Genomic DNA, 22720 nt, shown 5'->3' with positions numbered 1-22720 from the left:
ATGTTCAATACAATTGGTGTCATAGGCTTAGGCGTAATGGGAAGCAATATCGCCTTAAACATGGCAAATAAAGGCGAAAAAGTCGCCGTCTATAATTACACCAGGGATTTAACGGACCAGCTTGTGAAAAAGCTGGATGGACAATCGTTAAGCCCGTACTACGAGCTTCAAGATTTTGTTCAATCACTAGAAACACCAAGAAAAATCTTTCTGATGGTCACAGCGGGAAAACCAGTCGATTCCGTCATCCATTCGTTAATGCCTTTGCTTGAAGAAGGAGACGTCATTATGGACGGAGGCAACTCCCACTACGAAGACACAGAAAGAAGATATGACGAGCTGAAGGAAAAAGGAATCGGCTACTTAGGAATCGGCATTTCCGGCGGGGAAGTCGGCGCATTACAAGGGCCTTCCATCATGCCGGGCGGAGATCGAGACGTCTATGAAAAAGCCGCTCCGATCCTGACCAAAATCGCAGCGCAAGTCGGAGAAGACCCTTGCTGTGTCTACATCGGGCCAAAAGGGGCAGGGCACTTTACAAAAATGGTGCACAACGGCATTGAGTATGCAGATATGCAGCTGATTGCAGAAGCCTATACATTTCTTAGAGAAACGCTTCGTCTGCCGCTCGAAGAAATCGCCAGCATCTTTGAAACGTGGAATCAAGGTGAGCTGAAAAGCTATTTAATAGAGATTACAGCGGAGATTTTACGGAAAAAGGACGAACATACAGGTCAGCCGCTAATCGATGTCATTCTTGATAAAACCGGCCAGAAAGGCACAGGAAAATGGACAAGCATGCAAGCCATTGATAACGGCATTCCATCCGCTATTATCACCGAGTCCTTGTTCGCCCGCTACCTGTCGTCCTTAAAAGAAGAACGTATGGCGGCTGAACCATTGTTAGCCGGTCCGGAAACAGAGGAAAAACATTACGATAAGGACCTCTGGATTGAATACGTCCGACAAGCCTTATACATGGGAAAAGTTTGCGCCTACGCACAAGGCTTTGCTCAATATAAAATGTCATCTGAGCTTTACGGATGGAACCTGCCGCTGAAAGACATCGCTTTGATTTTCCGCGGCGGCTGCATCATCCGCGCGGATTTCCTAAATGTCATCAGCGAGGCATTCCAAGAGCAGCCAGATCTCTCAAACCTGCTGATTGCACCTTATTTTTCAGAAAAAATGAAAGCCTATCAGACAGGCATGCGAAAAGTCGTTTGTGAGGGAATCAGCGCCGGCAGCGCGTTCCCATGCCTAAGCACCGCGCTCTCTTACTACGACGGCTACCGTACAGGGCGTTCCAACGCCAACCTATTACAGGCGCAGCGCGATTATTTCGGCGCCCACACGTACGAGCGGACAGATATGGATGGCGTTTTCCATACCAATTGGTCTGATGCAAACTAATAGATAAGGCTGACAGCTGGAGCTTTTATACCAGCTGCCAGCTTTTTTTATAGGATAAACTCACATATCACAACTAATTGAGAATCAAACATATAAAATTTAATATGGGTCAAAGTGCAATTTATGCTGATAACACCAGCACTTTCCTTCACGATGAGTGGAAAAAGAGAAAATAATTAAGGGGTTTTGTCTTGACAAAAAATATATATTAATTAATAATTCATATATAATTAGAATTATTATTGAAAGCACTATTGCTTTCTAAACCATTTTTAGGAGGAATAACATTATGTCTTTAATCGGTAAAGAAGTACAACCATTCGAAGCAAAAGCATTCAAAAACGGTGAATTCATCGATGTAACAAACGAATCTCTGAAAGGCCAATGGAGCGTATTCTGCTTCTACCCAGCAGATTTCTCTTTCGTATGCCCAACTGAGCTTGAAGATCTTCAAAACCAATACGCTGCACTTAAAGAATTAGGTGTTGAAGTGTACTCTATCTCTACAGATACTCACTTCGTACACAAAGGCTGGCATGACAGCTCTGAAAAAATCGGCAAAATCACTTACGCAATGATCGGTGATCCATCTCAAACAATCTCTCGCAACTTCGATGTGCTTGACGAAGAAACTGGTCTTGCTGACCGCGGAACATTCATCATCGATCCAGATGGCGTGATCCAAACTGTTGAAATCAATGCAGGCGGTATCGGCCGTGACGCAAGCAACCTGATCAGCAAAGTAAAAGCAGCACAATACGTTCGTCAAAATCCAGGTGAAGTTTGCCCGGCTAAATGGGAAGAAGGCGGCGAAACGCTTACACCTAGCCTTGATCTAGTAGGTAAAATCTAAGGAGTGCATTCAATTGGTACTTGATCCAAATATCAAAGCACAATTAAATCAATACATGCAGCTAATTGAGAACGACATTGTTCTCAAAGTGAGTGCAGGTGAAGATGACACTTCTAAGGACATGCTGGCTCTCGTTGATGAGCTGGCTTCCATGTCATCTAAAATCACTGTTGAAAAAGCTGAATTGAACAGAACGCCAAGCTTCAGTGTGAACCGCGTCGGAGAAGACACTGGCGTCACTTTCGCCGGTATTCCTCTTGGACACGAATTCACTTCTTTAGTGTTGGCATTGCTGCAAGTGAGCGGCAGACCGCCTAAGGTAGATCAAAAAGTCATTGATCAGGTGAAGAAGATCAGCGGTGAATACCACTTTGAATCTTATATCAGCCTGACATGCCACAACTGTCCTGACGTTGTACAAGCTTTAAACATGATGAGCGTGCTGAACCCGAACATCACTCACACCATGATTGACGGTGCGGCATACAAATCAGAAGTTGAAAGCAAAAACATTATGGCAGTGCCAACGGTTTATCTAAACGGCGAATCCTTCGGAAGCGGCCGTATGACCCTCGAAGAGATTCTTGCGAAAATGGGCAGCGGCGCAGATGCATCTGAGTTTGCTGACAAAGATCCTTACGACGTTCTTGTTGTCGGCGGCGGACCTGCCGGCGCAAGTGCAGCCATTTATACGGCGCGTAAAGGAATCCGCACAGGTGTTGTCGCTGAACGCTTCGGCGGACAGGTTCTCGACACACTCAGCATCGAAAACTTCATCAGCGTAAAAGCAACTGAAGGACCGAAGCTTGCTGCAAGTCTTGAAGAGCACGTGAAGGAATATGATATTGATGTCATGAACCTTCAGCGCGCAAAACGACTTGAGAAAAAAGATCTGTTCGAACTTGAACTCGAAAACGGTGCTGTCCTGAAAAGTAAAACAGTCATCCTTTCAACAGGTGCCCGCTGGCGCAATGTCAATGTACCTGGTGAACAAGAGTTCAAAAACAAAGGTGTCGCATACTGCCCGCACTGTGATGGCCCATTGTTTGAAGGCAAAGACGTAGCCGTTATCGGCGGCGGAAACTCTGGTATTGAAGCAGCGATTGATCTTGCAGGTATTGTCAATCACGTCACTGTGCTAGAGTTCGCGCCGGAACTGAAGGCAGACGAAGTCTTGCAAAAACGTCTCTACAGCCTGCCAAACGTCACTGTACTTAAAAATGCACAAACAAAAGAAATCACAGGCGATCAGAGCGTAAACGGCATCACATACGTAGACCGCGAAACAGGCGAAGAAAAACACGTTGAACTCCAAGGTGTATTCGTCCAAATCGGTCTCGTGCCAAACACTGAATGGTTAGACGAAACCGTTGAACGCAACCGCATCGGCGAAATCGTAGTCGACAAACATGGCGCTACAAGCGTCCCAGGCTTATTCGCTGCCGGCGACTGCACAGACGGCCCTTACAACCAAATCATTATTTCAATGGGATCAGGAGCAACTGCCGCTTTAGGCGCGTTTGATTACCTTATCCGTAACTAATATGAAAAGCCGCTATGCTGCTCGAGCTGCAGTATAGCGGCTTTTTTTGCCCATCAAAAACCCGAACCAGGCACTTCGGTTAAGTGCACGATTCGGGCCATCTGCCTTATAATTCCTCACCATTCGTTTGAATGACGTTTTTGTACCACTCAAATGAATCCTTCTTATACCGCTTCATGGATCCGTTTCCTTCGTTGTCACGATCAACATAGATCATGCCGTAGCGTTTTTTCATTTCGCCTGTTGTAAAGGAGACGATATCAATAATGCCCCACGGCGTGTAGCCGATTAAATCTACACCGTCATAAGTGACCGCTTTTTCCAGTGCTTCAATATGTGATTTCAAATATTGAATACGTTCCGGATCATGGATGGTACCGTCCTCTTCAAGCGTATCGACCGCCCCAAAGCCGTTTTCAACGATGAATAATGGAATTTGGTATCGATCATAGAGACGATTTAATGTGTATCTTAAACCAGTCGGATCAATCGCCCAGCCCCAGTCACTGGAGGTGATGTACGGATTTTCAACACTATTCGGCAACCCGCCGTTTACGACATCTCCCGTATTGTCATTTTCGACATCGCTTTTCACTGTAGTCGACATATAATAACTGAAGCCCAAATAATCGACTGTCCCATTTCTCAATATCTCGTCATCGCCATCTTCGAACGTGATATTGTATCCTTCTCTTTCAAACTCTTTTAACGCATACTTTGGATAATAACCGCGAACCTGCACATCCGGGAAGAAATAACGCTGTCTCATTTCTTCTTCAGCAAGCATCACATCTTCCGGATTAGAGGAGTAAGAATAGATCGGCACGTGTGACACCATAGCCCCAATTTGGAACTCAGGGTTGATTTCCTTTCCTTTTGCCACTGCCAATGCGCTTGCAAGTAACTCATGGTGCGCCGTTTGGTACATAACTTCCTTGGCATTTTCATTTTCTCCGACCACAACTCCTGAGTTCGTCCATAGGAACAGAGGGTTGTTCACATCCATCTGGTTATTGATCTCATTGAATGTCATCCAGTACTTCACTTTATCTTTGTATCGGTTGAAGCAAACCTCAGCGAATTTGACGAAAAAGTCCACGACTTTGCGATTTCTGAAGCCGTCGTATTCTCTTGCCAGATGGAGCGGCAGTTCAAAATGAGACAGTGTAATCACCGGCTCGATTCCATGCTTCAGCAATTCATCAAATACATTATCGTAGAACTGCAAGCCTTCTTCGTTCGGTTCAGCCTCATCGCCTTTCGGGAAAATCCGGCTCCAGCCGATGGACGTCCGCAAGCATTTTAATCCCATTTCCGCAAACAAAGCGATATCTTCCTTGTATCTGTGATAAAAATCAATGGCTTCATGGTTCGGATAAAATTCGTTCTCTTCAATGGACCCCGTGATTTTTCTCGGTACGCCGTGCGCACCCGCTGTCATCACATCGACGACACTTGGCCCTTTACCGCCCTGATTCCATCCTCCTTCAAATTGGTGGGCAGCTAAAGCGCCGCCCCATAAGAAATCCTTCGGCATTTTTTCCATCTTATATTCCTCCCTAGCTTACGACTGTAAATAATTTTTGGTCTAACGCACTTACTTCAAGATTCTCGATGAGAATTTCCTGATACGCATGTGAATTCGTGATGATGACTGGGGTAATCGTTGTTAACCCTTTCTGTTCAATGAGTGCTTTATCAAATTCGGCAAGCACCTCGCCTTTTTTGATTGTATCTCCCTCTTTCACCTTTAAGGCAAAAGGAGTTCCGTCTAACGTCACTGTATCAAGCCCGATGTGCACAAGCAATTCGACGCCAGAGGTTGAACGCAGACCGATCGCGTGCTTTGTAGGTGCGACCATGACGACGGTTCCGTCAAATGGAGCATAGAGCTTATTATCGGATGGCTCGATCGCCAAGCCTTGTCCCATGGCACCTGAGCTGAATACCTCATCAGGCACCTTAGAAAGCGGAATGACCTTGCCGCTAAACGGAGCAAATACGGTTTCTTCATTTGCCTGTGCCGTTTGAAGACTTTCCTTTTCCGGCTGTGCAGCTGTATCTTCACCATAGCCAAAGATCTGAATCAGCACAACAGGAAGAATCACCGCAATCGCAGCACCGATTAAAATACCCCAGATGGACGTCGGGAATTGTTCATTGATGCCATTCACGATCGTCAGAGGTCCCGGAAGTCCGGCATATGCAAAGTAATACGGATTAAAGAAACTGGCCGTGATGGCACCAACCGCACCGGAAATACAGCCAAAGATAAACGGCTTCTTAAATCTCAAGGTCACACCGTAGATCGCCGGCTCAGTAATGCCAAACAGTCCGGTTATACCAGCTGACACACTGACTTTTCTCGTTTCCTTATTTCTCGCCTTTAAGATAACGCCAAGCACTGCGCCAACCTGTGCAACCACCGCAATCGTTTGATACGCCTGGAATGAATCCCGTCCGTATAGATCATAGTTCGCCAATACCATAGGCGTAATGCCCCAATGTACACCAAAGATCACGATGACCTGCCAGAATGCGCCGATGATCGCTCCAGCCAATGCCGGCACGTTCTCCGCCAAGAAGTTGTAACCGCTTGCAATTTCATTTGCGCCCAATGTTGTCACAGGGCCAATGAGGACAATTGTTACTGGCACCATAATGACCATACATAGGAAAGGAACAAATAACGGTCTGATCACTTCGTTCATTCTCTTATTCAAGAATCGTTCTAGGTAAGACAAAATCCACACTAGAAATAATGGCGGCAGCACGGAAGACGTGTATGTCGTTTGCGATAAAGCAATCCCTAAGAAGGAAATGCTCTTTCCGTCTGCGATTTGAGTCGCCATCTCCGCCCATGTCGGGCTGACTAACGCGGCACAGCACGCCACAGCAATATACATGTTGGTTTTAAAATGCTTTGATGCCGTAATCGCGATAAAAATAGGCAAAAACGTAAACGGCGCCCATGATATGAAACTAAAAACCTGATAAGTTCCCGTTTTCTCAAAGCCATCAAACAGTAAATTAATGAGAATTAATGCACCTTGCAAAATACCGGCCGCAGCCAAAATGTACACAAATGGCGCAAATACCGCTGACATGGTCGCGATAACACGGTTCAGGATCGTTCCTTTATTTTCGCTCTGGTCATCAGTCAGATCGATATTGACCAGCTTCGAAAACGCTTCGAAAACGTCCCCTACATGCTGTCCAATAACAATCTGAAATTGCCCGCTGTTCTCCACGACCGTAATTACGCCGGGCATGGATTTTACGATATCTTTCGCTTGCGGCTTAGACCGCTTCAGCACCAAGCGAAGCCTGGTTGCGCAGCGAGAAGCCCCTATCACATTCTCTTCCCCGCCTACCGCCTCCAAAATGTCTTTTGCTAGTCTCGTATAATCTCTCACTTTCCCCGACATTTTCACCCACCCCTTCGTTTTGGTTACGCTTACATTATAATTGTACCGGTATAATTTATCAATACTCTAACAAAGTATTTATACCTTCATCAAATCTGTAAGCGGTTTATGCTATAATTTTGACAAGTGAAACTAAACGAATGAATGAGGAATGCGTATGTTAAAGTACCAGCAAATCGCAGCGGAGATCGAAAAGTATATAGAAGAACACGAGCTTAAACAGGGAGATAAGCTGCCAGTGCTAGAAACCCTCATGGCCCAGTTTGAGGTCAGCAAAAGCACAATCACAAAGTCTCTGGATCTACTAGAACAAAAAGGCGCGATCTTTCAGCTTAGAGGAAGCGGCATCTTCGTCCGAAAGCATAAACGAAAAGGCTACATCAGCCTCCTGTCGAATCAAGGATTTAAAAAAGACCTCGAGGATTTCAATGTCACCTCAAAGGTCATTGAACTAGACGTGAGAAAGCCAACACCGGAAGCGGCAGAAAACCTCAATATCGGACTTGATGAAGACATCTATTTTGTCAAAAGGGTCCGCTACATCAACGGCCAAACCCTATGCTTCGAAGAATCCTATTACAACAAATCCATCGTGACGTACTTGAACAAGGAAATTGTGTCTCACTCAATCTTTCATTACATCCGGGAAGGACTGGGACTGAAGATTGGCTTTTCTGATTTGTTTCTTCACGTGGGCCAGCTTAATGAGGAAGAAGCGGAGTACTTGGGGCTGGAGGCAGGACTTCCGAAGCTTTATATAGAGAGTATTTTTCACCTGACAAATGGGCAGCCGTTTGATTTCTCGAAAATCTCTTATAATTATGAGCAGTCGCAGTTTGTGGTGCAGGCGAATAGTTTTTTGTTGTAGGGCAGCTGCATCTTGCTTCTAATGAAGAAACACCCCTATTCTATCAATCAACTATGGAAAGTGGTCGACATGTACAAAATCATCATTCCTGCCATACTAGCCATCTTCGTGCTCTGGATACTATTACAGATTTCACTAGAGATGAGCATTTTTAAGAATCCACTGAATTACTTTATCGTATTCATTATCTTTTTCCTCTTTATCAAGATGGCGAAAGAAAAGCATTGAACGGCTATAGGAAACCAGATTTGTACTGAAATCTGGTTTTTTTGTGTTTCACTTTATTCATCCATTTTATACGCACTCATTTCGCCGCCCTCATTCCCTCATTTTCATTGTCTCTAAAAGGAGTTATGCGTTACTATCGTATAAGGGTCCAATGATGAAAAATAATGACATACTTTTAAATTAACCTGATATGCACACGCTCATAAATAGGGGTTTATTCTAAAAAGGGGATGGACGGTTTTGGAAAGCAAGTACTTAGATTTACTCGCACAAAAATACGATTGTGAAGAAAAAGTGGTAACGGAAATCATTAATTTGAAAGCGATACTGAACCTGCCAAAAGGCACCGAGCATTTTGTCAGTGATTTGCACGGGGAGTATCAGGCATTCCAGCACGTGCTGCGTAATGGTTCGGGACGAGTCAAAGAGAAGATACGTGACATTTTCAGTGGTGTCATTTACGATAAAGAAATTGATGACTTAGCAGCATTGGTCTATTATCCGGAAGACAAATTGAAGTTAATCAAACATGATTTTGATGCGAAAGAAGCGTTAAACGAGTGGTATAAAGAAACGATTAACCGAATGATTAGGCTTGTTTCTTATTGCTCCTCGAAGTATACCCGCTCCAAACTGCGTAAAGCTCTGCCTGCCCAGTTTGCTTATATTACGGAGGAGCTGCTATACAAAACAGAACAAGCTGGCAACAAGGAGCAATATTACTCCGAAATCATAGACCAGATCATTGAACTTGGCCAAGCCGATAAGCTGATCACCGGCCTTGCTTACAGCGTTCAGCGATTGGTGGTCGACCATCTGCATGTGGTCGGCGATATTTACGACCGCGGACCGCAGCCGGATCGGATTATGGAGGAGCTAATCAATTATCATTCTGTCGATATTCAGTGGGGAAATCACGATGTCCTTTGGATCGGTGCTTACTCCGGTTCCAAAGTGTGCCTGGCCAATATTATCCGCATCTGTGCCCGCTATGACAACCTGGACATTATTGAAGACGTGTACGGCATCAATTTAAGACCGCTGCTGAATCTGGCCGAAAAATATTACGATGATAATCCTGCGTTCCGTCCGAAAGCAGATGACAACAGGCCAGAGGATGAGATTAAGCAAATCACAAAAATCCATCAAGCCATTGCCATGATCCAATTCAAGCTTGAGAGCCCGATTATCAAGAGACGGCCGAACTTTAATATGGAAGAACGCTTGTTACTAGAGAAAATTGATTACGATAAATATGAAATCACGCTGAACGGAAAAACATACCAGCTGGAAAACACCTGCTTTGCGACAATCAATCCGGAACAGCCAGATCAGCTATTAGAAGAAGAAGCAGAAGTCATAGACAAGCTGCTATTCTCTGTCCAGCATTCCGAAAAGCTGGGCCGCCATATGAAGTTTATGATGAAAAAAGGCAGCCTTTATTTAAAATATAACGGCAACCTGTTAATTCACGGCTGTATTCCTGTCGATGAAAACGGCAATATGGAAACGATGATGATTGAGGATAAACCATATGCGGGCCGTGAGCTGCTTGATGTCTTTGAACGGTTCTTGCGGGAAGCGTTTGCCCACCCGGAAGAAACGGATGACCTGGCGACAGATATGGCCTGGTATTTATGGACAGGCGAGTACTCCTCCCTCTTCGGAAAACGCGCCATGACGACATTTGAGCGATATTTCATTAAAGAAAAGGAAACACATAAAGAAAAGAAAAACCCGTATTACTATTTACGCGAAGACGAGGCAACCTGCCGAAACATCCTGGCAGAATTCGGCCTCAATCCAGATCATGGCCATATCATTAACGGCCATACACCCGTAAAAGAAATCGAAGGAGAAGACCCAATCAAAGCAAACGGAAAAATGATCGTCATCGACGGCGGCTTCTCCAAAGCCTACCAATCCACAACAGGCATCGCCGGCTACACGCTGTTATACAACTCCTACGGCATGCAGCTCGTCGCCCATAAACACTTCAACTCCAAGGCAGAAGTCCTAAGCACCGGAACCGACGTCTTAACGGTAAAACGATTAGTGGACAAAGAGCTGGAGCGGAAGAAAGTGAAGGAAACGAATGTTGGTGAGGAACTGCTACAGGAAGTTGCGATTTTGGAGAGTTTGCGGGAGTATCGGTATATGAAGTGAGGGATGCGGGGTTCAGAGAGGACTTTCTCTGGACTCTATTTACGTTTTCCACTAAGTACAGCAAATTGCTAACAAAGTCTGGTTTTATGCTTGTTTAATAGTATTTCAATACAAATACAGAGAGCGTTATTTGCGCAAAAACAAAAAAACAATACAGAATTAATTAGTTTAGAGAGTAGTAATTATCAAGTGTTCTTAAATTAGTTATTCATAAATAAATTTCAATTAAACCTGAAATATACCTTTATTCTCTTGCTTGAATCAATCCCTAACATCATAAAGCCTAGCTTTCCCAGGAACATCCTGAAATATAAAACCGAATTTTTGTTGAGCCCATACAAGAAAATTCCCATTATTCTGTCCACATTCAGGACAATTAATTGTAGAACTATTATGCGCAACTTTATTCCAAGTACAAATAATAAAGTGTAATCCACATTCTATACATTTTACTTTCATTTGAGTGTAAGTTGCTGTAGTTTGAACTAATGTACTAATTAGCTGTTCACCTTCCTCAGTGATTTCGATTGAATTTCCATTCGTATAAATTAGGCCTTTAGCAAGTAACTCTATAACAAATACAGGGTACTGTGCTTTTCCATTAAATTTTTTAGTAATATATTGTCCACCAATTTCAAACAATATAAAATCCTCTCCTACTTTTTTAAAAGTTGCTGGTATTCCTTCGCATAGAATGGTAGAGAGTAATTCTAGCGCTTCACTACTCAAAGACTTCTCTTCATCTTCTTTATTGAGTTTAAGCGTTTCAGCGAATATAGATGATATTAATTCAATTTCTTTTCTCTCTATTGATCTGCTTTTTGGAAGGTAACCTGTGCTCACCAATTCATAAACATCATCTCGAATCTTTTTAAGTTCTTTTTCAGAAAAATTTTGAGTCATTTTTGTTTTTGTATGAATACTAGCGTGACACTCAATACAAACAGGTATTAAATTATCGAAATCATCTGATCCTCCATCAGCCTTTTCTCGTATATGGTGCACCTGAACATGTAGTGGTTTAAATAATCTACAAATACAACAAATTCTTGCACACTTAGCCAGAACTTCTGAACACACTTCCAAAGTTAATGCCACTTTTAACTACTCCTCTCATAAATATTCTTTGCCTTTCTTTTTTACTCGTGTATTCTATTTTGTTTTCGACAAAAAGTTCTATTTTCCTGTTTACCATCACTTATGATAGGGTGAAGTTTCTTCGAATAAAAAAGTCGCCTCCAAGTTATTTGGAAGGCACTTTACTTTATTAATTCCTTTTAGTTTTTCTTCGGGAATTAAATTATTTATTAATTTCACATCCACACGTGGCCCACTTTTATCTAAAATGGAAATTCAATTCGAGAGTCATCACTAATTGGTTTATAAAAAGTAAAACGCTTATATTTTAGTTTTCTATAAAAATGTTTACTCTTGTTTAGTCCAACACGATTCTCAAATTCATCCGTAGAAATGTGGTTTTCAAGGGACAACTGATATAACAGTATCCATGAGCTCGATAATGCGGTTAGTTCACCTATAATATTATCGTCTAAATCTTCGGCGTATTCTCCAATTATCATAATAATTGCTAGTTCATTTTTACTTCGGATGACATTTTTCACAATGTCCTTTTCAATACTACTTATCCCTAGACTTTTTAATAAGTAAATTAACCAAATAACCTCTAAATCTTTTTTATCTCTTACATACTGTAAAATCAATTTCTTTATTATTTTTATATGATTTTCACCAAATGTAAGTTTATCCTTATCTTTTATTATTAATTCACACACTTTAATTAATGATCTATTATCATTAACTAAGATATTAAGTAGATAAGATACATAAAGTTCGTAATCTTTTACCTGGAATCTTTCATTAATTGATTTCACCAAATACCTGATAGCACCCTTATTACCCTCATTTTCTAGGTTGAAGTATTTATTAAAAATTTCAATAAGATCATTAGATTCAGCTTTACTACTTACATATTCTTCATAAATCATCTGAAGATTTTCAACAACGTAATAAGGAAATTTTACGTACTTAGTTTTTTCATTATTAATCGAAAAATGATATTTCCCAAGTATATCTGAAATAATAGTTTTATATAGATCTATATCTTTCTCTTCGTAAATAATAATTTCGAAGTCATCGACGTATCTAAAAAAAGAGACTCCAGCATTTTCTATTTCTTGATCAATACGTGTTAATAAAGCCTCCGCAAGGAAAAATGAAAGTAAAGGACCCGTAAGCAAACCGTTTGTTCTATTGGAATTTAGTCCTCTCACTTTTCTATCTAACTTTTCATATCTCTTATATATATCGGAAATACGTCCATCTGCTTTATTACCTAAGAAACATTTATATTGCTCCATGGCTTTATCATAACCCAACAAAATAGAAGGAAAAATATGGGTATATACACTGCCATAGAAATTAGATATATCTAAATATAAAATCCCTTTTGCACCTTGAGCACGCTTTATTTTTTCAGCTACATTTGGTATATAAGTTGATTGTATAAATCTACTCTCATCCACCCCTTCATCCTCAAAAAGTCCGTAACTTGTTTCATGCTTCAATATTTCACCATTACTTTGTACTATTTTGGAAAATGAGTTTTCACTTTCGGCTGACAACTCGATTAGTTCTTTGATTATTTCCTCGCTCTCCATATAGTTAACTGCTGAAATATAAGCAGTTATTTCCGGTAGATGAATTACCCTTCGACTTTCATTATCTTTAAATCGACTCATAGTAAACTTATAAGGCTCTATGTAATCGATACTATTCGGTACTTTTATATCTTTGAATATATCAAGCGTTTCACTTTTCAAATTAAAGTTACTAGGAAGATACTCTGAGAAAAGCCCTTTAATTTTAAATTCTTTGACCACTTTCTCTATGACTTCTTCTCCTATCTCAACTTTCATAATTAGAAACCCCCTCTTCTCTTTTCCTAATAGAGTTAGTAATTAAATAGAGATTTCAAACTTCCGTTTTACTATCAATTATAATACGGCTCACCCTAATATATCTTAATGAGGTTATGTAAAATTAAATTTTTTCTATTACTCTTTTATAAGATAAACTTTATATTTAATTTATCTTCCCCAAGTTTCTTTAATTCAATTTCTAAAGTCTCTATATCATAGTAATCAAACAATTTCGTGAAATTATTCATTAAATGAATATGTACACCAGTATTATTAGGAGGTATCATATTGAAGTTAGGACTATTATAATATCCAAAATGAGCCAGTTCATCTGAGAAGATTGATGAAATGGTATCTATACCAGATGTCCTATAAACAACATAATCTTTAAATTTATTCACATCATAATTGCAAGCCCATAGAATTTTTTCTAATGAGAAAATATTAACAACCCAGACATCTGAATAATCTTCATCTAAAAAATTTTGTGATGATTCAGCTAAATTTAAATAATCATCCAATGTAATAACTATTTTCACAAGACGTTCTACTTGATTATTTTTTATAGAAAAAATCTGTTTTCTTGTGTTTCTATCGTCACTATCATAAAAAACACTTGTTTCATTTGAATTTATATAATTTTCAATTCTATTACATTGCTTACGTGCTTTTTTGATAACCGAACTAAAGCGATTCCTCAATCTCTTTTCGGCTTTATTTCTATCTCTGAATACCTCATGAAAATCTTGTGCTTTACATTCAATTGAAGCCAATAAATTATTACCAACTATTAAAAAGTCATTTTCACTACCATTTTCATCATAAATTGAATGATATACTTTTTCATTTTTAAAAAAGCTTACTAACAGTTCTTTCACGTATTCTTCTAATAGATAACCTTTTTTATCTTTTGAGTATTCGTTTTGAAATAATTCTTTTAAAACATATTCCAATATGAAGTGAGTTTGCGGAACAAGATAATTTTTCTTAGATGATATCCCTATTTTACCTCGTAATAATTTGGTGATATCTGTTGGAAATACACCTTTACATTGTGATCTATCCAAAAATAGCTTAGATATAATCTCTTCTGGAAGATTATTTTCGTCTACATACCTTTTTAAATCCTTCCTAGTTATCACTTGATTCGTAATTCTTCTTTCATTAGTAAACATATCCACTTGTTCATCTGAAGTTAGAAATAGTATAAAAGGGACAAGTTTGTAAATAGAAAAACCATAAACTTTATTCGATACTGTATCAAATAATTTAAATAGTTTTAGATATTGGGATATAGAAATTGATGAGAAATCAAAATGATAAGTCATATATGCTTTAAAACTTACTGATTCTATTTCCTTACTCATTTTAGTTTGTTCATGAACATATAAATCATATACTCTATTTATAAAGTTAATGAATATAGATTCCTCTAGTTTCAGGTCTTTTTTGCGTACTTTGCATATAAAACCATTATCTATTGTCATACTACCAAATAATACAGCAAGGTTAACTGCTAACTTCAATGAAAAAATATAATTATCAGGAAAGCACTTTCTCTTATATATAACCATATTTATTATGTTTGTAAATTCTTTGAAATTAAGTAATTTATAATGATTTTTAGCTATATTTATAATATCATTTAAGTCATTAGTTATAGAGATTAATTTTTCAAGTTTTTTGTAATACTCCATAAACTACTCCTTCTTTCTCTTACTATTATGCAACTTTTATGCTATCAATCATTTTTCATTTACAAAGTTTGCAACCCCGCCAATTCCAAATGCTATTCCTGTTCCAAATCATCATAATGTGCCTTTACATAGTTACCGTAAACTTTTAGATAGTTTCGGTTTAGAAATTTTCAAAACAACATAAATATGTTATTTTCCTTTTAAAATAAGAAATTTATTAGTTCATGTTTTCAATCACCAGATATAGGCCTAACATAGATAACAGATTTATTTAGAATATTAAAGGAACTTACTGAATGATTTTATTTTATTGCCCTTACTTAAAAAAAGTAAGGGCTACTTCCATTATAATTACAAATGATACTCCATTCTTTAAACTAAGTAACTTTTATATAGAATTAAACTCATTGTATATTTGTATTAATTGTAAATTACTTTTTATAAAAAAATCATTTACTTGTGATAAGGCTCCCCACGATTAATCCGAAAAGCCCGATAAATCTGCTCGACTAGTATGAGACGCATCAACTGATGAGGAAACGTCATCTTCGAAAACGACAACTTCTCATCCGCTCGCTTCATCACTGCGTCACTCAATCCGAGTGATCCGCCGATGACGAAGGTGACTTTGCTTTTTCCATAAGTAGCCAGCTTATCTATTGTATCGGCTAGTTCTTCGGATGTTTTCATTTTTCCTTCGATGGCGAGGGCGATGACGTGGGCGTCGGGGCTGATTTTTGATAGGATGCGGTCGCCTTCTTTGTCTTTTATGATTTTCATGTCCTGGTCGCTTAGGTTTTCCGGCGCTTTTTCGTCCGGGAGTTCGATGATGTCGATTTTTGCGTAGGCCGAAAGTCGTTTGGTGTATTCTTCAATGCCTTGCTTGAGGTATTTTTCTTTTAGTTTTCCGATTGTCACAATATTGATATTCACAGGTCATCCCCACTTTAGAAACAAGTTATTCATATATGTTGTCCACAATTGTGGATATCTTTTCTGTATTTTGTGTAAGATCATTCGTTCCCCACTATATATACTGCGGGGTCTCCACATAATTCACAGGCTGTGGATAAACTGTTAGTATGTTCGATTTTTCTGATTTCGGGCGGCAGCTCGTGGTCGTCTATGTACATATCCAGCACGGTTTCGATGTGTTCTTCACAGGAATAATACGTTTGTTTCATGTCAAATCCTCCGATGGTTTCTTGCATTTTTGCAAATATTCTCTTCCCAATATAACCTATTTATTCACATGTTAGTAGTGCTTCGGGCTGAGTTTTATCCACAAATCGACAAACAAGCTGTTGATGACTCTATTTCGCTCGTATGTTAGTTTGGTTGTAACCGATGTTTGGGGAGATCTGCATGTGCGCTTCAGATGGGTTTGGCTTTTTGTGATCATGTTGCTGCTTGCTGGGTGTCAGTCGTCTTATTGGGTGTTAGAGAAGGATCGGATCGGTGAAGGGAGTTCCGAGCTAGAATTAAACGCAAATTACCTTCAAACACATGATGAAGTGAAAGGATACCAAGTCTTCACCATATCAGAAGGCAAAAAAATGGTCGTGGTCTCTCTCGGAAGCAGCGAGAAGGATAAGAAGCTTGAGGTGTCAGACGTCAAATTCTCGCCTAAAGAAACGATTGTGACTGTGAAGCGAAAGCCGGTTTCCGAGGAAAATGAGAAAAACCCTTATATTCTGATTGGACTGGACAAAATCGAAGGGGATTTAATTGTCCAAGACGAATCAGGAGATCGCTTTGAAGAAACCGATTATCAGCAATAAAGCCGGCGTTCGATTGAACCGCCGGCTTTTTTTTATTTCAATGTTCCATGCGGATCAATCACAAATTTCTTCGCCGCTCCTTTGTCAAAATCGCTGTATCCTTTTGGCGCGTCGTCCAGAGAAATGACGGTGGCGTTGACGGCTTTTGCGATTTGCGCCCTGCCGCTCAGGATCGCTTTCATTAAGTTGCGGTTGTATGTCATAGCGGGTGTTTGTCCGGTGACGAAGGTGTGGGCTTTGGCCCAGCCGAGTCCGAAACGGATTTTTAATGACCCTGTTTTGGCGTCCGCATCCTTTGCACCGGGATCTTCGGTCACGTATAAGCCTGGAATGCCAAGGCTTCCGCCGACCTGGGTGACATCCATGATCGAGTTCAGCACGGCGGCGGGGGCTTCCCCTTGATTGCCGTGTCCGGATGCTTCAAAGCCGACACAGTCCACTGCAGCATCCACGGTCGGTTCACCTAGTATTTGTTCAATTTGCTCGCCAAGGCGGTCGTGTTTTTGCACGTTGACCGTTTCACAGCCAAAGCTTCTGGCCTGTGCCAGTCTGTCTTCATTCAAATCGCCTACAATCACTGTGGAAGCGCCAAGGAGCTGGGCGGAGTGCGCGGCGGCTAAGCCGACAGGTCCCGCTCCTGCGATATAGACAGTCGATCCCGTTTGCACACCCGCTGTGTACGCCCCGTGGAAACCTGTCGGAAAAATGTCGGACAGCATGGTTAAATCAAGAATTTTCTCCAACGCCTGTTCTTTATCCGGGAAGACCAACAGCTGAAAATCGGCGTACGGCACCATGACGTATTCCGACTGCCCGCCGACCCAGCCGCCCATATCAACGTAGCCATAAGCCGATCCCGGCCGGTCCGGATTGACATTCAGGCACACATGCGTTTTCTGCGTTCTGCACATCACACAGCGCCCGCAGGCAATATTGAAAGGAACGGATACGATGTCGCCTTTTTTGATAAATTCAACGTCCCGACCTGTTTCAATGACTTCTCCCGTAATTTCATGCCCCAGCACCAAGCCATCAGGCGCCATCGTGCGGCCTCTGACCATGTGCTGGTCGCTTCCGCAAATGTTTGTGGTAATCACCTTCAAAATCACCCCGTGCTCACATTTCCGGTTTACATTCGCCTTCGGAACGCCGGGTCCGTCCCTCAAGATTAACTCCGGATAGCCGATATCCTCCACCGCCACGTTTCCTTTGCCTTTGTACACAACCGCTTTGTTTCCTGTCAACGCCATTCCTCCCATTCATGTGTTTGGACTTTGCGTCCTTGAACATGACTTCGGTTCGCCATGACCCTTTCCCTTTTTCACACCTGCTTTTTCTGTATTCTTACAACAACAAATATGCCAAGAAAGCAGCCGATAATGATTCCGATGATGTCGAACCAATCTGCTTTACCTCCGTTTAACAGGAACATCGTAGCCGCCGAAATCAGACTGATGATAACTGCAAGAAGAATGACCCGTTTGGTGCGCATATGCTTCCTCCTTTATCTGCATCCATTCTATATATTCATTTTACAGTAATTAACACCTGTTTGCTTGAAAAGGCCATTCGAGCTTTATATGTTTAGATGGAGGCTGGACAACGTTCTATCATTGGTATGTATCACATTGCGTAACAGAAAAAAGAGACTTCACAAGTCTCTTCATAAATAGCGGTCAGTTGAATAATAATTTCCTGAGAAATAATGTGACAATACTGGCTGCTAATGCAATTGCAGTATAAAGCACAACCCAAAACATGAATGAACTGTTGCCAGAGGCTAACGTAAACAACAATATCAAACTCGCAATAAGCACGATGAGCGGACCCATCCAAACTTTCTTACATATGAAATAACCCGCTGCACCAATTACGCCTGATATCATCGGAAAAACAAAAACGATGAGCAGTATAACGGCTCCCAAGTCGGAACCCCCTTCACCTTAAAAATCCTTCATCATCTCAAAATCATACAGCTTCAAATGACTCTTCGGCGTCACGATCTCCTTTACCTTCCCAATCTCTTTTTCCTTCACTTTCTTTCCGGTTTTCAGGCTGTATTGTTCAATGTATGCAGGCTGGTTGTAGGTATATGTGAAGAAATAGAGGCTGCTGCCTTTTTGTGTAATTTCTTTGAAATCGGCCTTCATTTTTTCTGGGGAAAGGGCGAAGGCAATCCGGCTTTTTCCTGTCTTTGCATCGATCTTGTATACCTTTCCGAAGCCGTCAATGAAGTACAGGTGCCTATCATAAGAGAAAAAGCTGTTTTTGAAGCTGAAGGGCATGGAGCTGTATATTGTTTGCTCGTCATTTTTGTATTCGGCGATATCGTAAAGCTTCACCTTGCCGCTTTTCTTATTGATTTTCACCATTTGATAGAGATTGCTGGCTTTTTGCCCCCGAACCATCACATATACAGCTTGATCGTCCGCAGCAAGCTGAGACTCGATTGAGGCTCCTTCCCGATACTGCCATTCTGTGATGGCATGATAGGTAAGCTTCTTTTGATCGGCCTGAATCTGGAGGAGCTGATAGCCTTTCTCGTCGTCTGTCGGGACAAGTGCGTAAATGGCGCCACCGTGAAAACCGGAGGCTCGGATGTAGTACGGGATGACGTCTTTTTTCCACTCCCCGTCCAACTGGCGGTACAGCTCTGAGCGGTATCCGCCTCCCTTTTTGTCATAGCCGGAGTTGTAGAGGGTGTAAAAGCCGTCCGTGTTTTGCAGAAACCCCGCGCTGTCACCTGTATGCTGATAGGCTCTTTTATGGGAGTGCAAGCCGTTTTTGATCGTGAAAATCGTGTGTTTGTCCTCCAGCATCACACTGTCGTCATGAACCTTGGCGGAACCCAGCTCAAGGCCCTTCATCTGAAATGAAGACAGCGTCCCGTCTTGGCTGATAAACAGGGCATAGCTTTTCCCGCCGCCGAATGCATCTTGATCTGCAGAGGTTGAGAAATACAGCAGGACTTCTTTGTCGGTCAGAAATTCAGGGTCTCGGAGATCCTGCTGACTCACGGCTTTATGGCTTTTGAGAGGAGAAACGAAGACAAATAGTGCGATTCCTGCGAGAATCAGCATGACAATGGTGATCATCCATTTTTTCATATCCGTCTCCCTAATTAATGGTCATGACGGTTGTCGTATAGGAAGAACTTGTGATGTCGCGCGGGTAAACGCCTAATCCTTTATTGCTGTCGATATCAATGCCGGCTTTCAGTAAAAATGCAGACCATAGGAGCTTCGAACAGTTTTTGGCGCCGTCATGGCCGGTATTTCTGTTATTGACGAAGTTAAATGAGTATGGGTCGCCGACTCTTGAAACCGCCCAGTCGGCAGCGGATGTTTTTTTAGATGAGGTGACGTTGACTGTTTGTACGATGGAGTTGTCTTCCACGTCTCTGGCATTATAAGCGATCTGCCTGACGCCGTCGCTTGGAACCGATTCAACAATCTTGTCAGCGGCGGAGTACATACCGACGTGGCCATGGTTGTAGTAGGCTGTGTAGGAGTTGGTGTAGTAGATGTTTCCTTTCGTGCTAGTGGGAAGTTTTTTCGTACCGGATGAGCCGCCCATCACGGAAATGCCGCTTTCCTTGGCGAGCTGGTCACCTTCTGCTTTATCGTCGGTGATTTCCTTGTAAAACTGTTTGAGAATCACATCGGTCTTTACGTGCTGCTGTTTGGCAATCTGGCTGGCGGATTTTGTGATTTCTTCTGCGGTCGTGCCTGGCTGAAGCGCTGCGATTTCTTCAGCATAGTTCGTGGTCCTCGCAGCTTTTGCGGGAGAAACAAACAGGCCGACGCACATTGTAAGCGCTACCAAAATAATTGATACCTTTTTCTTCATACTCATGACATCTCCTCTTTTCATGTGTGTAGGAAAGATGCTTTCCTTTATCAACATTATATTAGGGAAATGTGGAAGGTAACTAGGTGATTTACAGAATTTTTAGAAATCATTTACAGGAAGGTTGTCTCACAAAAAAAGGCCTTCCCCAGGCCTAAAGCTTCTTACTCATGATCACATCAGTCTCCTGCAATCCGGTTTGCTCATACAGCCGCCTTACCGTCTCATTGTGAGCGAATACGTGGAGAGACAGCTTTCGAATGCCCATGTTTCCCGCCATCTCATCCAGTGCGTTCAAGGCTTGCTTCGCAAAACCTTTTCCCCGATATGATTCATACAATCCGAAATCGTAAATAAACGCTTCCTGCTGCGGGTGTTCCGGTTCTGCGTGAATCCAGAGCCAGCCAGCCGTTTCCTTTCCGTTCAGGATGATACTCCACAAATGGTGATGATGCGTGTGCAGCCCATTCGGCAGCAAATCAGAAAAAGTCTGTTTGGACAAAAGCATGGCCTCTGCAGGGAGCCACGATCCTGCCTTTATCTTTTCTTTTGCATAATGCTTAGTCGTGTATGTCAGATAGGATCGAAATTCCTCGGCTTGCATAGGTGTCAGTGTAATGGTCATATCGCCTCTCCTTTATTTATTGACTAGAGGATTTTACATAAAATAGAAGGAGGTGTTACTATCATGATAAGCAATGAGATTGATAAATGAATAGAGAAGGGAGTTTCAAATGAATAAGATTGCACCTGCAGAAATCGCTAACATGCTCAACGATTGGTACCTTGCGATCAAGAAACATGAAGTTGAAGAGTCCGCCCGTATCTTTGAAGAAGTGAAGCCTTTATTGGATGATATGGAAGAGGATCAGGAGGTGCTTGCCTACTTCTCCTTATTAGAATTGCGCCATAAAGTTTTGCTTCATGAAGCGAGAGGGCTGGGCTTTCAGCATGAGGAGTCTCCTCATATGAATGCTACGTCAGACATGCTGAAATATTACTTTTTTCTGTTTGAAGGCATGTATGAAGCCTATAAAAATCATTACGAAATTGCCATCGGGCTCTATAAAGAAGCGGAGCAGTATCTCAGCAACATCCCCGATCCGATCGAAAAGGCCGAATTTCATCTAAAGGTCGGAAAGCTCTATTATAAGCTGGGACAAAATATTGTGTCTCTCAACCATACACGGCAAGCGGTCAAAACGTTCAGAGAAGAAACGGATTACAAAAAGAAACTCGCCTCCGCGTTAATTACGATGTCAGGCAATTTTACCGAGATGAACCAGTTTGAAGAGGCGGAAAGCTATTTGGATGAAGCCATTCGCATGACGAGAGAATTAGAGGACCATTTTTTTGAAGCCCAGCTTTTACATAACTTTGGACTTCTCCATGCCCAAAGCGGAAAATCAGACGAGGCGATCTCAAAATTAGAAGAGGCGTTACAGAACGAAGAATACGCCCGATCTGCCTATTACTATCATTCTGTTTACTTGCTGATACGAGAGCTGTTTAAGACGGAAAAGAAAGAACAGGCCCTAGCTTATTACCAAAATTTGAAGGAAAAATTAAATACTGAGCCGAATAAGGTATGTGAGGCAAAAATTGATATTTTATATGCCATTTACGCAGAAGGAGGTCATGCGGAAACGTTTCACTTATGCAAAGAACATATGGATGTGTTGATGTCGGAGAGAGAATACGACAGTGTAAGAGAACTTTCCATTTTGGCTGGCCAACGGTATAGGGAAAATGAGCTTTACAAAGAAGCTGCCCACTTTTTTTATGAAGCATTACAGATTGAAGAACTCATTAAACAAACGGAGGTTATGTAAATGAAAAAATTTCTAATTGGCGCAGGCGTTGCAGCAGTGATTTTATCCGGCTGGTTTATTGCGGATCATCAATCCCACTCACAAGAGATGAAAGTCGCTGAGAAAATGATTGGATAATAAAAA

Annotated in this window: 22 protein-coding genes; 9 read left to right on the top strand and 13 right to left on the bottom strand. The window is 41.5% G+C overall.

Going from position 1 to position 22720, the window contains the following annotated elements; genetic code table 11:
• The 3 genes from gnd to ahpF all read left to right on the top strand — a co-directional run bounded on the left by gnd (position 1) and on the right by ahpF (position 3809).
• Complete coding sequence (gene gnd / locus LJF29_RS10145) at positions 1–1413, top strand: decarboxylating NADP(+)-dependent phosphogluconate dehydrogenase (protein WP_229148289.1); 1413 nt, start codon at positions 1–3, stop codon at positions 1411–1413.
• 289 nt (positions 1414–1702) lie between these two features.
• Positions 1703–2266 (top strand): alkyl hydroperoxide reductase subunit C, encoded by a 564-nt coding sequence (ahpC, locus tag LJF29_RS10140; RefSeq protein WP_010332567.1) that lies wholly within the window; start codon positions 1703–1705, stop codon positions 2264–2266.
• Positions 2267–2279: 13 nt separating this feature from the next.
• Positions 2280–3809 (top strand): alkyl hydroperoxide reductase subunit F, encoded by a 1530-nt coding sequence (ahpF, locus tag LJF29_RS10135; protein WP_151174649.1) that lies wholly within the window; start codon positions 2280–2282, stop codon positions 3807–3809.
• Positions 3810–3915: 106 nt separating this feature from the next.
• Here ahpF and bglA read toward each other — a convergent pair whose 3' ends face one another.
• Positions 3916–5355, bottom strand: a complete 1440-nt coding sequence (gene bglA, locus LJF29_RS10130; protein ID WP_229148287.1) for a 6-phospho-beta-glucosidase BglA — start codon at positions 5353–5355, stop codon at positions 3916–3918.
• A 13-nt stretch (positions 5356–5368) separates the two neighbouring features.
• The gene (locus tag LJF29_RS10125) at positions 5369–7237 is read right to left on the bottom strand and encodes a beta-glucoside-specific PTS transporter subunit IIABC (protein WP_229148285.1); all 1869 of its coding nucleotides are present in this window, start codon (positions 7235–7237) and stop codon (positions 5369–5371) included.
• A gap of 157 nt (positions 7238–7394) precedes the next feature.
• Here LJF29_RS10125 and LJF29_RS10120 point away from each other — a divergent pair, with 157 nt between their 5' ends.
• The 3 genes from LJF29_RS10120 to fbp all read left to right on the top strand — a co-directional run bounded on the left by LJF29_RS10120 (position 7395) and on the right by fbp (position 10499).
• Positions 7395–8105, top strand: a complete 711-nt coding sequence (locus tag LJF29_RS10120) for a GntR family transcriptional regulator (protein ID WP_229148284.1) — start codon at positions 7395–7397, stop codon at positions 8103–8105.
• A gap of 69 nt (positions 8106–8174) precedes the next feature.
• Entirely contained in the window at positions 8175–8333 is a 159-nt protein-coding gene (locus LJF29_RS10115) for a hypothetical protein (protein WP_229148282.1), read from the top strand.
• A gap of 240 nt (positions 8334–8573) precedes the next feature.
• Complete coding sequence (gene fbp / locus LJF29_RS10110; RefSeq protein ID WP_229148281.1) at positions 8574–10499, top strand: fructose-1,6-bisphosphatase; 1926 nt, start codon at positions 8574–8576, stop codon at positions 10497–10499.
• 261 nt (positions 10500–10760) lie between these two features.
• Here fbp and LJF29_RS10105 read toward each other — a convergent pair whose 3' ends face one another.
• The 5 genes from LJF29_RS10105 to LJF29_RS10085 form a co-directional block, all read right to left on the bottom strand.
• Positions 10761–11597, bottom strand: coding sequence for an HNH endonuclease (locus LJF29_RS10105; RefSeq protein WP_229148270.1), 837 nt, complete (start codon positions 11595–11597; stop codon positions 10761–10763).
• 242 nt (positions 11598–11839) lie between these two features.
• Positions 11840–13435, bottom strand: coding sequence for an RNA-directed DNA polymerase (locus LJF29_RS10100; RefSeq protein WP_229148268.1), 1596 nt, complete (start codon positions 13433–13435; stop codon positions 11840–11842).
• Positions 13436–13581: 146 nt separating this feature from the next.
• Positions 13582–15135 carry a nuclease-related domain-containing protein gene (locus LJF29_RS10095; RefSeq protein ID WP_229148267.1) on the bottom strand — a complete coding sequence of 518 codons (1554 nt, stop codon included), beginning with the start codon at positions 15133–15135 and terminating at the stop codon, positions 13582–13584.
• A gap of 453 nt (positions 15136–15588) precedes the next feature.
• Complete coding sequence (gene rlmH / locus LJF29_RS10090; protein WP_003226975.1) at positions 15589–16068, bottom strand: 23S rRNA (pseudouridine(1915)-N(3))-methyltransferase RlmH; 480 nt, start codon at positions 16066–16068, stop codon at positions 15589–15591.
• Positions 16069–16148: 80 nt separating this feature from the next.
• Positions 16149–16319, bottom strand: coding sequence for a CxxH/CxxC protein (locus tag LJF29_RS10085; RefSeq protein ID WP_003236479.1), 171 nt, complete (start codon positions 16317–16319; stop codon positions 16149–16151).
• 183 nt (positions 16320–16502) lie between these two features.
• Between LJF29_RS10085 and LJF29_RS10080 the strand changes: the two genes are divergently transcribed.
• Complete coding sequence (locus tag LJF29_RS10080) at positions 16503–16916, top strand: hypothetical protein (protein ID WP_229148266.1); 414 nt, start codon at positions 16503–16505, stop codon at positions 16914–16916.
• Positions 16917–16948: 32 nt separating this feature from the next.
• Here LJF29_RS10080 and fdhA read toward each other — a convergent pair whose 3' ends face one another.
• The 6 genes from fdhA to LJF29_RS10050 all read right to left on the bottom strand — a co-directional run bounded on the left by fdhA (position 16949) and on the right by LJF29_RS10050 (position 21390).
• Entirely contained in the window at positions 16949–18175 is a 1227-nt protein-coding gene (gene fdhA, locus LJF29_RS10075; RefSeq protein ID WP_229148265.1) for a formaldehyde dehydrogenase, glutathione-independent, read from the bottom strand.
• A gap of 62 nt (positions 18176–18237) precedes the next feature.
• Complete coding sequence (locus tag LJF29_RS10070; protein WP_229148263.1) at positions 18238–18408, bottom strand: hypothetical protein; 171 nt, start codon at positions 18406–18408, stop codon at positions 18238–18240.
• 184 nt (positions 18409–18592) lie between these two features.
• A complete protein-coding gene (locus tag LJF29_RS10065; protein WP_229148262.1) occupies positions 18593–18841 on the bottom strand; it encodes a DUF2651 family protein in 249 nt (82 codons plus the stop codon).
• An 18-nt stretch (positions 18842–18859) separates the two neighbouring features.
• Positions 18860–20023, bottom strand: a complete 1164-nt coding sequence (locus tag LJF29_RS10060; protein ID WP_229148259.1) for a hypothetical protein — start codon at positions 20021–20023, stop codon at positions 18860–18862.
• A 10-nt stretch (positions 20024–20033) separates the two neighbouring features.
• Complete coding sequence (locus LJF29_RS10055; RefSeq protein ID WP_229148257.1) at positions 20034–20771, bottom strand: YiiX/YebB-like N1pC/P60 family cysteine hydrolase; 738 nt, start codon at positions 20769–20771, stop codon at positions 20034–20036.
• Between the two features lie 148 nt (positions 20772–20919).
• Positions 20920–21390: a GNAT family N-acetyltransferase gene (locus LJF29_RS10050; protein ID WP_229148256.1), complete on the bottom strand. Its 471-nt coding sequence runs from the start codon at positions 21388–21390 to the stop codon at positions 20920–20922.
• 109 nt (positions 21391–21499) lie between these two features.
• Between LJF29_RS10050 and LJF29_RS10045 the strand changes: the two genes are divergently transcribed.
• Both LJF29_RS10045 and LJF29_RS10040 read left to right on the top strand, forming a co-directional pair.
• A complete protein-coding gene (locus LJF29_RS10045; protein WP_010332586.1) occupies positions 21500–22597 on the top strand; it encodes a Rap family tetratricopeptide repeat protein in 1098 nt (365 codons plus the stop codon).
• The gene (locus LJF29_RS10040; RefSeq protein ID WP_010332587.1) at positions 22598–22714 is read left to right on the top strand and encodes a Phr family secreted Rap phosphatase inhibitor; all 117 of its coding nucleotides are present in this window, start codon (positions 22598–22600) and stop codon (positions 22712–22714) included.
• The last annotated feature ends 6 nt before the right edge of the window (positions 22715–22720 follow it).

It is taken from the genome of Bacillus sp. LBG-1-113 (genome assembly GCF_020708615.1).
GTDB classification, from domain to species: domain Bacteria; phylum Bacillota; class Bacilli; order Bacillales; family Bacillaceae; genus Bacillus; species Bacillus mojavensis.
The sequence above is the reverse complement of the archived record's forward strand: the minus strand, read 5'-3'. Positions and strand labels throughout refer to the sequence as shown.